At 62.2% G+C, this 16,211-nt stretch carries 13 protein-coding genes; 6 read left to right on the top strand and 7 right to left on the bottom strand.

Annotated features, from left to right (window positions below):
• Window positions 1-565: 565 nt before the first annotated feature.
• Entirely contained in the window at window positions 566-1,405 is an 840-nt protein-coding gene (locus tag J3P97_RS12855) for an MBL fold metallo-hydrolase (RefSeq protein WP_434674369.1), read from the bottom strand.
• Window positions 1,406-1,665: 260 nt separating this feature from the next.
• Between J3P97_RS12855 and J3P97_RS12850 the strand changes: the two genes are divergently transcribed.
• Both J3P97_RS12850 and J3P97_RS12845 read left to right on the top strand, forming a co-directional pair.
• A complete protein-coding gene (locus tag J3P97_RS12850) occupies window positions 1,666-2,139 on the top strand; it encodes a (2Fe-2S)-binding protein (protein ID WP_305494711.1) in 474 nt (157 codons plus the stop codon).
• 12 nt (window positions 2,140-2,151) lie between these two features.
• A complete protein-coding gene (locus J3P97_RS12845) occupies window positions 2,152-4,392 on the top strand; it encodes a molybdopterin cofactor-binding domain-containing protein (protein WP_434674368.1) in 2,241 nt (746 codons plus the stop codon).
• Window positions 4,393-4,522: 130 nt separating this feature from the next.
• Here the strand turns inward: J3P97_RS12845 and J3P97_RS12840 are convergent, their stop codons facing one another.
• Both J3P97_RS12840 and J3P97_RS12835 read right to left on the bottom strand, forming a co-directional pair.
• On the bottom strand, window positions 4,523-4,786 hold the full coding sequence (locus tag J3P97_RS12840) for a DUF2790 domain-containing protein (RefSeq protein ID WP_305494713.1): 264 nt from the start codon (window positions 4,784-4,786) through the stop codon (window positions 4,523-4,525).
• Window positions 4,787-4,950: 164 nt separating this feature from the next.
• Entirely contained in the window at window positions 4,951-5,667 is a 717-nt protein-coding gene (locus J3P97_RS12835) for a methyl-accepting chemotaxis protein (protein ID WP_434674550.1), read from the bottom strand.
• Window positions 5,668-6,638: 971 nt separating this feature from the next.
• Between J3P97_RS12835 and J3P97_RS12830 the strand changes: the two genes are divergently transcribed.
• Window positions 6,639-7,787, top strand: a complete 1,149-nt coding sequence (locus J3P97_RS12830) for a MalY/PatB family protein (RefSeq protein ID WP_434674367.1) — start codon at window positions 6,639-6,641, stop codon at window positions 7,785-7,787.
• A gap of 177 nt (window positions 7,788-7,964) precedes the next feature.
• On the opposite strand, the gene J3P97_RS12825 is transcribed toward J3P97_RS12830, so the two are convergent.
• The gene (locus tag J3P97_RS12825) at window positions 7,965-8,369 is read right to left on the bottom strand and encodes a VOC family protein (RefSeq protein WP_434568526.1); all 405 of its coding nucleotides are present in this window, start codon (window positions 8,367-8,369) and stop codon (window positions 7,965-7,967) included.
• A 178-nt stretch (window positions 8,370-8,547) separates the two neighbouring features.
• On the opposite strand from J3P97_RS12825, the gene J3P97_RS12820 reads away from it, so the two are divergent.
• Window positions 8,548-9,405, top strand: coding sequence for an SDR family oxidoreductase (locus J3P97_RS12820; RefSeq protein ID WP_434604902.1), 858 nt, complete (start codon window positions 8,548-8,550; stop codon window positions 9,403-9,405).
• A 183-nt stretch (window positions 9,406-9,588) separates the two neighbouring features.
• Here J3P97_RS12820 and J3P97_RS12815 read toward each other — a convergent pair whose 3' ends face one another.
• The 3 genes from J3P97_RS12815 to J3P97_RS12805 are packed head-to-tail and all read right to left on the bottom strand — an operon-like array spanning window position 9,589 to window position 11,069.
• Window positions 9,589-10,032: a DUF421 domain-containing protein gene (locus tag J3P97_RS12815; protein ID WP_434674366.1), complete on the bottom strand. Its 444-nt coding sequence runs from the start codon at window positions 10,030-10,032 to the stop codon at window positions 9,589-9,591.
• Window positions 10,033-10,039: 7 nt separating this feature from the next.
• Complete coding sequence (locus J3P97_RS12810; RefSeq protein WP_434568529.1) at window positions 10,040-10,558, bottom strand: hypothetical protein; 519 nt, start codon at window positions 10,556-10,558, stop codon at window positions 10,040-10,042.
• A gap of 10 nt (window positions 10,559-10,568) precedes the next feature.
• A complete protein-coding gene (locus J3P97_RS12805; protein ID WP_434674365.1) occupies window positions 10,569-11,069 on the bottom strand; it encodes a CinA family protein in 501 nt (166 codons plus the stop codon).
• 167 nt (window positions 11,070-11,236) lie between these two features.
• Here J3P97_RS12805 and J3P97_RS12800 point away from each other — a divergent pair, with 167 nt between their 5' ends.
• Both J3P97_RS12800 and J3P97_RS12795 read left to right on the top strand, forming a co-directional pair.
• Window positions 11,237-11,848, top strand: coding sequence for a Yip1 family protein (locus tag J3P97_RS12800; protein ID WP_434674364.1), 612 nt, complete (start codon window positions 11,237-11,239; stop codon window positions 11,846-11,848).
• 155 nt (window positions 11,849-12,003) lie between these two features.
• On the top strand, window positions 12,004-16,149 hold the full coding sequence (locus J3P97_RS12795; protein WP_434674363.1) for a CheR family methyltransferase: 4,146 nt from the start codon (window positions 12,004-12,006) through the stop codon (window positions 16,147-16,149).
• Window positions 16,150-16,211: the final 62 nt, after the last annotated feature.

The raw sequence follows: 16,211 nt of genomic DNA, 5'->3' as shown, positions 1-16,211 counted from the left end.
GGAGCGAGCTTGCTCGCGATAGCGGTATATCAGTCGATGAAAATATTGAATTTACTAGCCCCTTCGCGAGCAAGCTCGCTCCCACAGGGTTCCATGTGAACCCTGAAACCTGCGGCTGCCTAAGATCCAATGTGGGAGCGAGCTTGCTCGCGATAGCGGTATATCAGTCGATGAAAATGTTGAATTTACTGGCCTCTTCGCGAGCAAGCTCGCTCCCACAGGGTTCCATGTGAAACCTGAAATCTGCGGCTGCCTAAGATCCAATGTGGGAGCGAGCTTGCTCGCGATAGCGGTATATCAGTCGATGAAAATGTTGAATTTACTAGCCTCTTCGCGAGCAAGCTCGCTTCCACAGGGTTCCATGTGAACCCTGAAACCTGCGGCTGCCTAAGATCCAATGTGGGAGCGAGCTTGCTCGCGATAGCGGTATATCAGTCGATGAAAATGTTGAATTTACTGGCCTCTTCGCGAGCAGGCTCGCTCCCACAGGGTTCCATGTGAGTCCTGAAATCTGCGGCTGTCGAGGATCCAGTGTGGGAGCGAGCTTGCTCGCGATAGCGGTATATCAGTCGATGAAAATGTTGAATTTACTAGCCTCTTCGCGAGCAAGCTCGCTCCCACAGGGTTCCATGTGAGTCCTGAAATCTGCGGCTGTCGAGGATCCAGTGTGGGAGCGAGCCTGCTCGCGAAGGCGGTGTGTCTGCCGATGAAAAGGTTGAATGGACTGGCCCCTTCGCGAGCAGGCTCGCTCCCACAAGGGGTCTGTATGTGCCGTGAAATCTGCGGCTGTCGAGGATCCAGTGTGGGAGCGAGCCTGCTCGCGAAGGCGGTATATCGTCGATGAAATGTCTGCGGCTGTGGAATGCCGGGATAGCCGCCGATCAATAATCCCAGGAGCCCGCCACCCAACGAAACGCGTCCCCGTCCACCGCCACGCGCCCCACGGAGGGAAACTCAAGCGGTTTTTCACATCCTCGACAAGCAGTCCTCCGATGTGGTCCATGTGCATGTGGGTGATCACCACATCGGTGATGGACGACAGCTCGATCCCGGCAGCCACCAATCGCCGGGGGAACTGCCCGGCACGCGGGAAACCGGGGAACTGCCCGCCCAGTCCGGCATCGACCAGCAACGTCTGCTCGCCGCTGCGCACCACCAGCACATTCAACGCCCAGTCGAACGCATCCGGGCCGAGGTACATATCCTTGAACCAGGCGGCACGGGCGGCCGGGTCGGCATTGGTCGACATGGTCGAGGTCGGCAGCGGCAGCACGCCATCGCTGACCACCAGCACATCGACGTCGCCGACCTTGAGCGCATAGCGCGAAGGCACCAGTTCCTCGGTCGCTGACCTGCTCAGGTTTGTCGGGTCTTTCTGCGCAGTCTGTTGCAGAACCATAGTCATGCTCGCTCTCCTGTTTTCGATGAGGCGATCGCGCTGTTCAATACGAAACAGCTGATCACCTGGAGAACGAGTGTGCATCGCGGCGCAGCGCGCTCGATACCATACGCGGGTATGGCCGGCATACATCTTGGCGTGGGCGTTTCAAACGAAAGGACGGTGGATTTGCAAGATTGGGCAATCATCGGACCGGATCGTGCAAGCTTTCCCCGCCGATGCTTTCTATAGTAATCGGTGCCAAACCATCTGGAGCTGGTCCGACTATGAGCGCCCTCAATATCAATGGCCGTGAACACACGGTTGACGTAGATCCCGGCACCCCGATTCTCTGGGCCCTGCGCGACACGCTGGGCATGACCGGCACCAAGTTCGGCTGCGGCGCAGCCCTGTGTGGCGCCTGTACCGTCCACCTGGATGGCCAGGCCATTCGCTCCTGCGTGACGCCCGTTGCCGCCGCGCTTGGCAAGAAGATCACCACCATCGAGGCGGCCACCGACGGCAGCGACCCGGTGGGCAGTGCCGTGCATGACGCCTGGGTCAAACATGACGTGGCGCAATGCGGTTACTGCCAGAGCGGCCAGATCATGAGCGCCACGGCGTTCCTCAAGGCGCAGCCCAAGGGCAAGCAACCCACGCCAGCCGAGATCGACTCGGCCATGGCCGGCAATATCTGCCGCTGCGGCACCTACGCCCGCATTCGCGCCGCGGTGGCCGATGCCGCCAAGACCCTCGCCTGACAGGAGCTCGCCATGCTGAACGAGATTTTTCCCAACGAGCTTCCGCGCGCCTTGCAGCACCTGCTTGAACGCGACGACAGCGACGGCCCCGCCACCCTGCCCCGGCGCAGCTTTCTCAAGATCGTCGGTATCGGCGGCCTGGCCTTGGGCGCGTTTCCTCACCTGGCCTTGGGGCAACAGGCCAACGGCGCTGGCGACGGCGCGCTCAAGCCGACTCAACAACCTTCGGCCTTCGTGCAGATCGCGCCGAATGGCGAAGTCACCGTAACGATCAACCGCCTGGAGTTCGGCCAGGGTGTCCAGACCGGCCTGCCGATGATCCTCGCCGAAGAGCTCGACGCCGACTGGAGCCTGGTGCGCACGCGTAACGGCAGCAACGACTCGGCCTACATGGACCCGGCGTTTGGCATTCACCTCACCGGCGGCTCCAATTCGATCAAGAACAGCTACACCCAATACCGCGAACTGGGCGCCCGCGCCCGCGCCATGCTGCTCAGCGCTGCCGCCGCGCGCTGGAACGTCGATGCGGCGAGCCTGACCACGCAAAACGGCACGGTGCTGGGGCCTGGCGGCCGCAAGGCTAGTTACGGCGAGCTCGCCGAAGCGGCCATGGCGCTGCCCGTTCCGGAGAGGGTCATGCTCAAGGATCCGAAGGATTTTCGCATCGTCGGCCAGGCCACCACCCGCCTCGATGCGAAGGCCAAGAGCAGCGGCCAGCAGGATTTCGGCATTGATGTGAATCTACCGGGGCAACTGACCGCCGTGGTCGCCCGGCCACCGGTGTTCGGTGCCCGGATCGCGTCCCTGGACGACAGCGCCGCACGGGCGATCAAAGGCGTGAAAGCCGTATTGCGCGTGCCGCTGGACGGCGGCGCCGAAGGCGTTGCGGTGGTTGCCGACGGTTACTGGCCGGCGAAGCTGGGGCGCGATGCGCTTAAAGTCGAGTGGGACGTGGCCAAAGTCGAGAAAGTGGACACGGAAAAACAGCTGGCTCAGTACCGGGAACTGGCCGGCAAGCCCGGCCTGGTCCACTTTGATGCTGACATGAAACCACTCGCCACGGCGCCGCATCAGCTGGAGGCCGAGTTCATTTTCCCTTACCTGGCCCACGCGCCCATGGAACCGCTGAACTGCACCGTCCAGTTGTCCGAGGGTCGCGCCCAGTTGTGGGTCGGCACGCAATTCCCCGGCGGCGATGGCGCAGCGGCGGCCAAGGTGCTGAATCTCAAGCCCGAGCAAGTCCAAGTTAATGTACAGACGGCGGGCGGCGGCTTCGGCCGGCGTGGTGTGCCCAGCAATGATTTCGTCGTGCAGGCTTGTGAAGTGGCCAAGGCCGCCCGTGCTGCCGGCATCGATGCGCCGGTGCGCACGCTGTGGAGTCGAGAAGATGACATCAAGGGTGGCTACTACCGCCCGATGCACCTGCACCGTGCGCGCATCGGTTTTGACGACAGCGGCAAAGTCCTGGCCTGGGACCACGCCCTGGTCGGGCAATCCATCCTCACCGGCACGCTGTTCGGTGGGCAGATGAAAAATGGCATCGACCCCACCGCGACCGAAGGCATGCGCGATCCCTACCCGCTGCCGATGCGCTTGTCCGTGCATCATCCCAAGCTCAACGTGCCGGTGTTGTGGTGGCGCAGCGTGGGTTCCACCCATACGGCCTTTGTGATGGAAACGCTGATCGACGAAATCGCCCGCGCGACGAAACAGGACCCGGTGGCGTATCGCATGAACCTGTTCGGCGATCAAAGCCCACGCCATCGCGCCGCGCTGCAACTGGCGGTGGACAAGAGCGAATACGGCAAGCGTCAACTGCCCGCCGGACAGGCCTGGGGCGTGGCGGTCCACGAGTCGTTCAGTTCGGTGGTGGCCTACGTCGTGGAGGCGTCGGTGCAGGATGGGCGTGCGGTGCTGCACAACGTGACCGCCGGGGTCCATTGCAACCTGGTGGTCAATCCGCGCAGCGTCGAAGCCCAGGTCCAGGGCGCGGCCCTGATGGGCCTGTCGATGTGCCTGCCGGGCGGTGCCGTCACGCTGAAAGACGGTGTCGTGCAGCAGAGCAACTTCGCCGACTTCAGCGTGCCGCGCATCACCGACATGCCACAGATCGCCGTGCACATCGTTCCCAGCGCCGAACCGCCAACCGGCATGGGCGAACCCGGCCTGCCCGCCCTCGCCCCGGCGTTTGCCAATGCGATTGCCAGCCTGACGGGCAAACCACTGCGGCAGTTGCCGTTCAACCTGGCGTAACCGCCAGCAAGTGACAGCCCGTGGCGAGGGAGCTTGCTCCCGCTGGGCTGCGTAGCGGCCCCAAGTTTTGCGGTCGCTGCGCAACCGAGCGGGAGCAAGCTCCCTCGCCACAGTTAGCGGTGATCGGCGATCAATTATCCTGGTCGCACCCCTGGGCCAGAGCGCTGTAGTCCAGCGCCCGGATCGTCCCGGTGGAGTCCAGATAGGTCATGCGCGATTCAACGACGCCGCAGCCCGAGCCCGCCCCTTGCTTGACCGACAGCACCTTGGCGATGTCCAGGTGATCGCCGTACATGTAGGTGTGTGGCTTGACGCTGTCCTGGGCGTTGGCGGTCAGGGCGCCGAGGCTGAGGACGGCAAACAGTGAAGCGAGGCTGAGGTTCTTCAGGTTCATGGTGATGTCTCCGGCGTTTGAGTGAGGTCCTGAGACGGCATGTGCTGTCTCGATGGGCTCATTAGACGCCGGCGAGGTATCCCGGGTGTGTCAGCAACGGGCTTGAAGGAATCAGTTCGTATCGACAGCGGGGCTGGATACACAGCGATACATTTGTATCGAGGCTATTTTCGCTGAAGCTGCCGGTCGGTCCCATGAAACGCCTGCCCCAGCGCCGCCAGCCGCTCCGCCAAAGGCGGCAGGCATTGGCTGCTGCGGGTCAGCACACCGATGTTGTCGGCGTTGCGCTCGGCCACGGCCTGTACCGTTTGCAAGCGCTCATTGATACCCATCGACGCCGCGGACTGTTGCTGGGTCGTGCTGGCGATCAGGTCGTTGAAATGGTTGATCACCGCGATGTCTTCGACGACAGCATGCAACAGTTGCGAGGCCTGCTGGCTGGCGGACACGCAACGCTCGACCCCTTCACGGCTGTCTTGCATGGCGATCGCAGCCTGACGGCTGCCCTGTTGCAGCTTGGCGATGATCTGCTGGATTTCCGTGGTGGAAGTCGAGGTCCGTTGGGACAGCGTCCGGACCTCGTCGGCCACCACGGCGAACCCACGCCCCTGCTCGCCGGCCCGGGCCGCCTCGATGGCCGCATTGAGGGCCAGCAGGTTGGTCTGTTCGGCGATGCTGTTGATCACGTCCAGCACCTGGCCGATCTGCTGCGCCTGCTCGGCCAGCAGTTGCACGGTTTCATTGGTCAGGTTGATCCGCCCCGCCAGTTCGAGAATTTCTTCCCGGGTCTGGTCAACCGTGGTGCGCCCCCGGTTGACTTGCTCGTTGGCCTGCCCAGCGCGCTGCAGCGTCTGGCCGACGTGGCCGGTAATACTCTCCATGGCCTGCATCAGCTGGCCGATCGCGCCGCTCATCTGCGCCACTTCGTCCAACTGGTGCCGGGCACCGTTTTCCAGGGTCTGGCCGACCTGGGACAGGTCCTGGCCGAGGTCCGACAGGTCACGGGTGTCGCGCACCACACCGTCCACCAGGTTGGTCACTTGCAGGAGGAAATGGTCGAAACGCTCGCCGGATGAGACTTTCACGCCCTGGCTGCGTTGTGTGTCGGCGTCACGACTCAACCGCGCGGCGGCGGCCAGCACCTTGTCGAGCACGTCCTGGTTGTCCGTCGCATCGGCCAGGCTCTGGTTCGCCAGGTAGATCAGAATCACGCTTTCGACGACAACATAAAAGGCATGCACAAAAATCATCGTCCACCCGCCGTGGGCATCCATCACGAACACCGGGTAGCCCTGATGCTGGAGCCAATGAAACCCGACGTGGTGAACGGCGATGGTACCGGCGGCCACGACGATCGGCAGCCAGTCGCGATAGAACGTCAACACCGCCAGCAGCACGAAGATGCCGAAGTGGAACTCGATCACGCCTCGGGTCTGGTTGATGTGCAGCGCGGCCATGACCATCAGCGCCATGGCGATGATGCAGCGCATCGCACGGGTGCCGCCGATGCCCCGGTAGAGCAGCGTAGCCAGCAGGCACGTTGGTGCGCCGATCAGCAGCGCCTGGGTGAAGGTCGAATGGAGAAATGCCAGGCCCAGCGAATACAGGAGCGTGAGCCAGAGCAGCCCGAGCATGATGCGATCGGCTTTGCGGTAGTGATCGTTAAAGCGCAGGGGCGATTTCATCGGGCTGTCCTTGTCATGAACGGGGCGTCCGTCGGCGGCGTATCGACGTCTCGGGACGAAACTGTAGCGCATTGCAGCAAACTAATGGCAATTAGCTACCAATCTTTTTGTACAGCCTCTTTGCTTTATGATGGCCCGATTCTGTATCCCTGACTGATGGAACCACCATGACTTTCGATTTCGACCAGGTGTTCGAACGCCAAGGCACCGGCAGCACCAAATGGAGCCGTTACCCGGCCGAGGTATTGCCGATGTGGGTGGCCGACATGGATTTTGCCGCCCCGCCAATGGTGATCGATGCGCTGCACAAGCGCCTTGAGCATCCGATGCTGGGCTACAGCGTGGCCCAGGACAGCCTGCGCGCCGCCATCGTCGCCGATCTCTGGAGCAAGTATGGCTGGCGCGTCGAGCCCCAGCAGATCCTGTTCCTGCCGGGGGTCGAGCCAGGTTTCAACATGGCTTTGCATGCGTTGGTCGAGCCGCAGCAGAACGTTGTGGTGCAGGTGCCCAACTACCCGCCGCTGCGTCATGCGCCGGGCCATTGGAACCTGAACAAGGTGGAGCTGCCCTTCACCCCGCTCGACGGAGAGTTCCACACGCCCCTGGGCGCATTGCGCGACGCCTTGCAGGGCGGCGGCGCGCTGCTGCTGAGCAATCCACACAACCCGCTGGGCAAGGTGTTCGGGCGCGACGAACTCAAGGCGGTGGCGGACATTTGTGTCGAGCAGGACGCCTGGATCATTTCCGACGAGATCCATGCCGAACTGTGCTTCGATGGCCGCGTGCACATCCCCACCGCCAGCCTCGGCGCGGAGATTGCCGAGCGCACCATCACGCTGATGTCGGCCAGCAAGGCCTACAACATCGCGGGGCTGAAAACCTCCTTTGCGATCATCCAGAACGCCAGGCTGCGCGAGCGGGTCAACAGCGCCAGGGCGGGCATGGTCGACAGCGTCAATGCCCTGGGCCTGGAGGCGACTCGTGCCGCCTACAGCGAAGCGGGTCCGTGGCTTGAGGCATTGAAGGCCTACCTGCAAGCCAACCGGGATTACCTGGTCGACGCGGTGAAGAACCGCTTGCCGGGCGTGACCATGACCGTGCCCCAGGGGACCTACCTGGCGTGGCTGGATTGCTCCGGGCTGGGGCTGGACGATCCGCAAGCCTTTTTCCTGAAGGAAGCCAAGGTCGGCTTGAGCGCCGGGATGGATTTTGGCGATGATGCCGGGCAATTCGTGAGGCTGAACTTCGGTTGCCCGAGGGCCCTGCTGGAGGAGGGTCTTGCGCGGATGGAGCGGAGCCTGAAGGCCCGGAACTGACCAGGTCCCCTTGTGGCGAGGGAGCTTGCTCCCGCTCGGTTGCGTAGCGACCGCAAGATTTTGGGGCTGCTACGCAGCCCAGCGGGAGCAAGCTCCCTCGCCACAACAGCGGATCATCTCAAGAGCGGATGACCTCACGAGCGGATCACCCCAGGAGCAGATCACCTCAAGATCGGGTCAATCATACATATCCGGCGTATGCACAAAGCACAACTTGTTGCCCTCCGGGTCCCGGCAATAAGCCCCGAAGTAATCCTTAGAATACTGGGGCCTCGGCCCCGGCGCGCCTTCGTCGAAACCGCCCATCGCCAGGGCCATGTCCCAGGCGGCGCGCACGGTCTGCGGCGAATCGGCGGCGAAGCTCACTTGCATGCCATTGCCCCAGGTTGCGGGCAGGCCATTGATCGGCACCTGGACGAACACCTGCGGCCAATGCCTGCCGGGTTGATGCCAGCCTTCCCCGGGCGGGCCCGAGTCGTCTTCGCTGTCCATGCGCACCAACCCCAGGCACCCCAGGACGGCATCGTAGAACGCGACCATTTTCGGTAGATCCCGCGCACCAATCTGAATGTGACTGAACATGCCCTTCTCCTTATGAAGCGTTGTTGTCATTGGAGAGCATGACCGTGTCCCCGTTCAGCCGAACATGAACACGGTCGACAAAACGCTCGCTCATCGACCGATGGGAAAGTCCGACCGAACTCTGCCTGAAACGCCACAGTCCACCCTCCATCGCAACCACCTGCCATGGAGAATGAAAATGGCCGATTACCCAACCCCACCCTTCCCCAAACAAAGCCAGCCCGTCCCCGGCAGCCAGCAGAAGATGGACCCGTATCCAGACTGCGGTGAACAAAGCTACAAGGGTTCCGGTCGCCTGGCGAACAAGATTGCCCTGATCACCGGCGCCGACAGCGGCATCGGGCGAGCGGTAGCCATCGCCTTCGCCCGCGAAGGCGCTGACGTGGCCATTTCCTACCTGAACGAGCACGAGGATGCCAAGGAGACCGCTCGCTGGGTCGAACAGGCCGGCCGGCAATGCCTGTTGCTGCCCGGCGACCTGGCGGACAAGGCCCAATGCCGCAAGGTCGTCGATGAAACCGTGGCGCGCTTCGGCCGCATCGACGTCCTCGTCAACAACGCCGCGTTCCAGATGACTCATGAAACCCTGGAAGAAATTCCGGACGAAGAATGGGTGCGCACGTTCGATATCAACATCACCGCAATGTTCAGGATCTGCCAGGCCGCGGTGCCGCACATGCAGGCCGGGGGATCGATCATCAACACCACCTCGGTCAACTCGGACATGCCCAAGCCGACGTTGCTGGCCTATGCCACGACCAAAGGCGCCATCGCCAACTTCACCGGTGGCCTGGCGCAGATGCTCGGGCCCAAGGGCATCCGGGTGAACAGCGTCGCGCCAGGGCCGATCTGGACACCGCTGATCGTTGCCACCATGCCCGAGGAAGAAGTGCAGAACTTCGGTTCGCAGACACCACTGGGGCGCCCCGGCCAGCCCGTGGAAGTGGCGCCGATCTTCGTGCTGCTGGCCTCGGATGAGTCCAGCTACATTTCCGGCTCGCGGTATGCGGTGACCGGGGGCAAGCCGATCCTTTAAAGCTCGTCGCAATCCCGCGGACCTGTGGTCCCTGGGCTCCGGGCTCCGGGCTCCGGGCTTTTGACTCTGTGGCGAGGGAGCTTGCTCCCGCTCGGTTGCGTAGCGACCGCAAGATTTCAGGGCCGCTTCGCAGCCCAGCGGGAGCAAGCTCCCTCGCCACAAAAGCCCCGCCACTACCAAGGATCACTCCTTGGCAATCACCGAAATCTTCCCGTTGCGTTCGATGATCGCGAACTTGATGCGATCCAGGGTCTCGATGCCCTGGCTCGAGCGCGCCGCTTCCATGATGTCTGCCTCTATCAGCCGAGCGTGACGCATGCGTCCCTGCAAGATACGCCCATCCTCGACGATGATGGTCGGACCACCATCGATCAGCCGCGAAACCCAGTCGGAGCGCAGCTTGAGCAGCGAAAACCCGACATCGATGGCAATCAGCGTGACGATGACCATGAACGAATTGGTCATCGAGAAATCGTCCCCCAACAATGCCTGCTGGGTAGCCTCGCCAATGATCATCAACAGGACGAAATCGAAGGTGGTGATCTCCGCCAGCGAACGTCGCCCGGCGATCTTGAACAACACCAACAATACCGCGTACATAGCGGCGGCTCGCAATACCGAATCCATACGTCACCTATGGAAAGATGAATTGATTGAACCTGACCTCGGCGCCATTGGGCGTTGCGATGCGGCTTTTATAGTTACCGAGGCCTTCACCGAGCAGTGACAGGTGCAGGTTGGCCCGCCCCTGCCCGTCGGCCTGGACCCAGACCTTCATACCCTGCCCCGCGGCGGCCGAACGCACTGGCTGCGGTTGCACGCTCTGCACATCGAACCCCTCCAGCCAATCGCCGCCGAGCTCCACCTCCAGCACCGCGTTGGACGCGCCTTGCAGACGGACGACCAGCGGATTGACCGAGCCGTTGCGATGGAACATCTCGTATTCGACGCCAATGCTGCCGTCCGCGCTTTGCGCTTCGCGGCTGCTCAGCGGACCACGGGAAAACAGCCCGAGCAGGGTCAGGATCACCAACAGCACCAATACGTACCAGCCGACCCGCTCGAAGCGCCAGACCTTGTGCTGGAATGCCATGTCCTCTTCCACCGGGAACTGGCGGCTGCGGTGGTCGTCTTGTTCACGCTGATCGATCATGGGGCCGCTCCTATCGAAGTTCACCGGCCAAAGCACGCTGGTGATAGCCGGGCAATTGCCGCAAGGCGTACTCGCTGGAGAGCAACTGCACCTGGCGCCGGTCGCCAAAGAACCGCTCCTGGCGGCTGAACAGCGCACGCTGGCCGTTTACCTCGAACGCCCAGGCAAAACAGACCGTGCCAGCAGGTATGCCGTCCTTGTCGTCCGGCCCGAGCAGGCCGGTGGTAGCGACCGCGACGTTGGCGTCGGCGTCGCGCAGCGCGCCCAGGGCCATTTCCTCGGCGACTTCGCGGCTGGTGAGATTGAAGGTATCGATGGTGCGCGGCTTGACGCCGAGCAAGCGCTGCTTGGCTTCGGGGGAATACACCACATAGCCGCTTTCGATCAGCGAGCCACTGCCCGGCACTTCCGCCAACAGGGTGACAATCAGCCCGGCGGTGCAGGACTCGGCGGTGGTCAGGCGCAGTTCATGTTCTTGCAGATAATCAACCAGGGATTGGGCAACAGTCATGGCATACAGTCCTTCATGGATGCTGATGGGTTGACCCCCACGGTTTCGAATCATTCCCTTTATCGCGCCGTCGCCCGGACACGCCAAATAAATGAAACCCCTGGCCGATCCTGTACCTCATAACGGTATGAGCCTCATGCAGAGGCTGTCCTGATCAGGAGGTCGTCATGTCTGTGCTTTTCGTCAAGCTGTTCACCCATCCGGAATTTGCTTGGGGGGACATTCGCGAGCAGGAGCAGGCTCACCCTCACCATTACCTGGCCCATCTGCTGTTGCTCGCGCTGATTCCGGCGGTGTGCCTGTTCGTCGGCACCACCTGGACCGGCTGGAGCCTGGCCGAAAACGAGACCGTGAGGTTGAGTCAGGCCAGCGCCTTGCAACTGTGCGCCCTGCTCTACCTGACCATCGTGATCGGCGTCTCGCTGATGGGGCTGTTCATCCGCTGGATGTCGCGGACCTTCGAGGCCCGGCCCACGGTCAACCAGTGCATCGGTTTCGCCGCCTACACCGCAACCCCGTACTTCCTGGCCGGCATCTTCGGGCTGTACCCCAGCCGCTGGCTGGCGGTGGTGGTCCTGTTGCTCGCCTCGGTCTACTCGACATTCCTGCTGTTCGTCGGTCTGCCGAAGTTCATGGGCCTGAAGAAAGAACAAGGGCTATTGTATTCGGCGAGCGTCTGGGGCGTCGGTTTACTGGTGCTAGTCACGATCCTGGTGGAAATGATCCTGCTGTGGTTCAACTACCTGCAACCGGAATACCTTCGCGTGCCAGTGGGCTGAGCCCGCGTCGAGGCGCACAATGACGGAAGCCGCGGTCAGGCGAACATCCACTTCGCAATCTTCGCCTAACCCGACTATCCTGCGAGTTTTTGCACCCTGAATATCGAGGCGACAGCGCTGGACCGCTGCGCCGCCCTTCCTAAGGCCAATGTCATATGTCTTCACCAAGCAAACGCTCTCCCAACGTGCCACAGCGACGAGAGCTGAGCCCCAGCAGCCTCGAGTTTCCGGTAGTAGGAATCGGCGCCTCCGCGGGTGGCTTGCAGGCCATCAAACAGTTTTTCGAGCACATGCCCAAGGACAATGGCATGGCTTTCGTGATCGTCCTGCACCTGGCTCCAGACCATCAGAGCATTGCCGACAGGATCATCCAGGAATCGACCAAGATGCCGGTGCTTCAGGTGAGCGAGACGGTCGCTATCCAGAAAAACCATGTCTATGTCATTTCCCCTGCCCATCATTTGTCGATGAACGACGGATATCTGAAGGTCAAGCCGGCCGAGCCCCGCCTCGGCGGGCATGTGGCTATCGACCTGTTTTTCCGTGACCTGGCCGACGTACACAAGGAGCGGGCATTCTGCCTGGTGCTGTCGGGCACCGGCTCCGACGGTGCCGTGGGCCTGTCGCGCATCAAGGAACAGGGCGGCGTGACCATCGCCCAATCGCCCCAGGACGCCGAATTCGACGGCATGCCCCAGGCCGCCATCGACACCCAGATGGTCGACCTGGTGCTTCCCGTGGTGGAAATGCCGCAAAAACTCCTGGAGCTGTGGCGCAATTCCCAGAATATTCGCCTGCCGACGGCCAACGACCCGGAAATCAAGACCCAACCGCCAACCTCCGAGCGCGAAGCAGTCGCCGCCGAGCAATCGCTGCATGACATCCTGGTGCAGCTGCGCGCTGGCACCGGGCATGACTTCAAGCATTACAAGCGGGCCACCGTGCTGCGGCGTATCGAACGGCGCATGCAGGTCACCGCCCAGCCAGATCTGGGCGCCTACTACGCGTATCTGCAGAATCACCCCGAAGAAACCAAGGCGCTGCTGGGCGACCTGCTGATCGGGGTGACCAATTTCTTCCGCGATCGCGAAGCCTTCGAAGCCCTGGAGCGCGACGTCCTGCCCAACCTGTTGAAGCCGGTCGAGCCGGGTAGCGTGCCGCCTGAGGAAATCAGGGTCTGGTCGGCCGGCTGCTCCACCGGCGAAGAGGCCTATACCCTGGCCATGTTGCTCAGCGATCAGTTACAGCACGATTCGAGCAACGCCAAGCTGCAGATATTCGCCACCGACATCGACGAACGCGCCATTACCGTGGGGCGCGGCGGCGCCTACCCGGAAGCGATCATTACCGACGTGCCGCCCACTCGCCTGCGCCAATATTTCCTGAAGGAAAGCACGACGTACCGTGTGCGCAAGGAAATCCGCGAGCGCGTGCTGTTTGCCAAACACAGCCTGCTGTCGGACCCGCCCTTCTCGCAGATCGACCTGATCGTCTGCCGCAACCTGCTGATCTACCTCGACCGCGAGGTGCAGCGGGAAATCCTGCAGATGTTCCACTTTGCCCTGCGCCCGGGAGGCTACCTGTTCCTCGGTTCGTCGGAGTCGGCCGATGCCTGCAGCGAGCTGTTCAGCCCGGTGGACAAGCGCAACCGGATCTTCCGCGCCAAATATGGCACTGCCGCCAGCCGCCGAACCCCGACCATGCCCCGTGGCGGTTACGTGCGCAGCACCTCGTCCCTGGCCGCGCCGCAAATCATCGCGCCGCGCAAGGTGTCGTTTGCCGATATCCACTTGCGTGCCATCGAACGGGCCGCGCCACCGAGCATAATTGTCGACAGCAATGGCGACATCCTGCACATGATCGAAACCGCCGGCCGCTATCTGCGCCACGTTGGCGGCGAGATGTCGCGTAACCTGCTGACGCTGATCAACCCGCAGCTGCGCCTGGAAATCCGCACCGCCTTGTTCCAGGTGAACCAGAACGGCCAGCCGGTCAAGTCCCGCCAGGTCAATATGGAGCGCGATGGCAAGCGCTTCCTGGTGGACCTGCTGGTCCAGCCGTATCGCGACGACGAATCCGATGGCGAGTTTGTCCTTGTCGTGTTCGAGGAGGAGGAAGTCGACCCCAGCCAGCAGGTTACCGCCATCACCAGCCAGACCGAAAACCAGGTGCTGGCCAATCTGGAGCGGGAGCTGCAGCGGACCAAGTCGCACCTGCAGGACACCATCGAGCAGGCCGAGGTCTCCAGCGAGGAGCTCAAGGCCTCCAATGAAGAAATGCAGGCCATCAACGAGGAACTGCGCTCGGCCACCGAGGAGCTGGAAACCAGCAAGGAAGAGCTGCAATCGATCAACGAAGAGTTGCTGACGGTCAACTACGAGCTCAAGACCAAGGTCGAGGAAACCGACAAGATCAACGACTACCTCACCAACCTGATCGCCTCCACCGACATCGCCACGGTATTCGTCGACCGCAGCATGCGCATCAAATGGTTCACCCCGCGGGCCACGGAAATCTTCAGCATGCTCCCGGTGGACACCGGCCGTTCACTGCTCGACATCACTCACCGCCTGGACTATGTGGAGATGGCTGCGGACGCCACCCAGGTGTTCGAGTCGCTGAACATGATCGAGCGCGAAGTCAGCAGCAAGGATGACCGCTGGTACATCGCCCGCCTGCTGCCCTATCGCTCCAGCGAAGACCACATCGACGGCACAGTGTTGACCTTTATCGACATCACCAAGCGCCGTGCCGCTGAAGAAGAGTTGCGCCTGGGCGAAGAGCGCATGCGCCTGGTGGCCGAAAGCACCCGTGACTACGCGATCATCCTGCTCGACGAACATGGCGTGATCACCAGTTGGAACACCGGCGCGCAGCTGATTTTCGGCCATACCAAGGCCGAAGCCGAAGGCGCTTATTACGACTTCCTCTTTACCCCGGAAGACCGTAGCTACGGCGCTCCTGAAACCGAACTGAGCACCGCTCGTGCCAAAGGCCGTTGCGAAGACGAGCGCTGGCATCAACGCAAGGACGGCAGCCGCTTCTTCTGCAGCGGCGAGGTCACGCTGCTCAGTGGCGACTACTTGCAGGGCTACGTGAAGATTGCCCGTGATCTCACCGGGCATAAGCGCCTGCACGAAGAACAGACCCAACGGCTCATGGAAACCCAGAACAACAGCCACTTGAAGGATGAGTTCTTCGCGGTCATGTCCCACGAGCTCAAGCACCCGTTGAACCTGATCCAGCTCAATGCCGAGTTGCTGCGCCGCCTGCCGGTGACCAAGACCGTCACCGCGGCTGCCAGGGCGGTCAACACCATCTGCGACGCTGTTACCAGCCAGGCGCGTATCATCGACGACCTGCTGGACGTAGCCCGGGTACGCACCGGCAAGCTAAAGCTCAAGCGCCTGGCGGTCGATCTGGGTCGCGTGCTGCAAGACATCTACACCGTGGTGATCAACGACAACCATCCCAACAAGGTCACCTTGGAACTGCCCGAAGGGCCCGGCAGCGAGCTGATTGTCAACGCCGATCCGACCCGACTGGAGCAGATCATCTGGAACCTGGTGAACAACGCGCTGAAATTCACCCCGAACGGCGGCCGCGTGCAGTTGATCGCCAGCCAGGACGGGCGCATGGTTCGCCTGGACGTCAAGGATTCAGGCGTCGGTATTGCCGCGGAACACTTGAGCGAAGTGTTCGACTTGTTCGGCCAGGCCGAGACCCAGCACGCGACCCATCAGCGCGAAGGGCTGGGAATCGGCCTGTCGCTAGTACGGCAGTTGACCGAAGCCCACGGCGGCAGCGTCGAGGTCAAGTCCGAAGGGCTGGGCAAAGGCTGCACATTCACCATTCGCCTGCCCTTGAGCAACGCCGAACTGGCGCCCAAGCCGCAAGCCTGCGAAGAGCAATCCGGACGCCTGAGCGGCTTGACGGTGCTGTTGGTGGACGATTCCCCCGACGTGCTCGATACCCTCAAGCTGCTGCTGGAAATGGAGGACGCCAACGTCGTTGCGTTCGATCAACCGTTGCAAGCGCTGGAAGCGGCCCGGGACGCCCGTTACGACGTGGTGATCTCGGACCTGGGCATGCCGGTGATGAATGGCCATGAACTGATGCAGGCGTTGCGCGAGTTGCCCCACATCAAAAACATCCCGGCCATCGCCCTGACCGGGTACGGTGCGTCTGTCGACATGCACAAGTCGCAGCAGTCGGGTTTTGACCAGCACATCGGCAAACCGGTGTCCTATGACGAGTTGATCGAAGCGATCGAGCAATTGCGGCGGGCGCGGGTTTATTAGAGAGGCGGCTGGCCAGGGTTGGGCCTTCCAGCTGGATAATCCCTTTTGTATCAGAGGTGCCT

The organism is Pseudomonas sp. R1-15 (assembly GCF_051132085.1).
Lineage (GTDB): Bacteria > Pseudomonadota > Gammaproteobacteria > Pseudomonadales > Pseudomonadaceae > Aquipseudomonas.
Note: the sequence above shows the minus strand (reverse complement) of the source record. Positions and strands in the feature narration are given on the sequence as shown.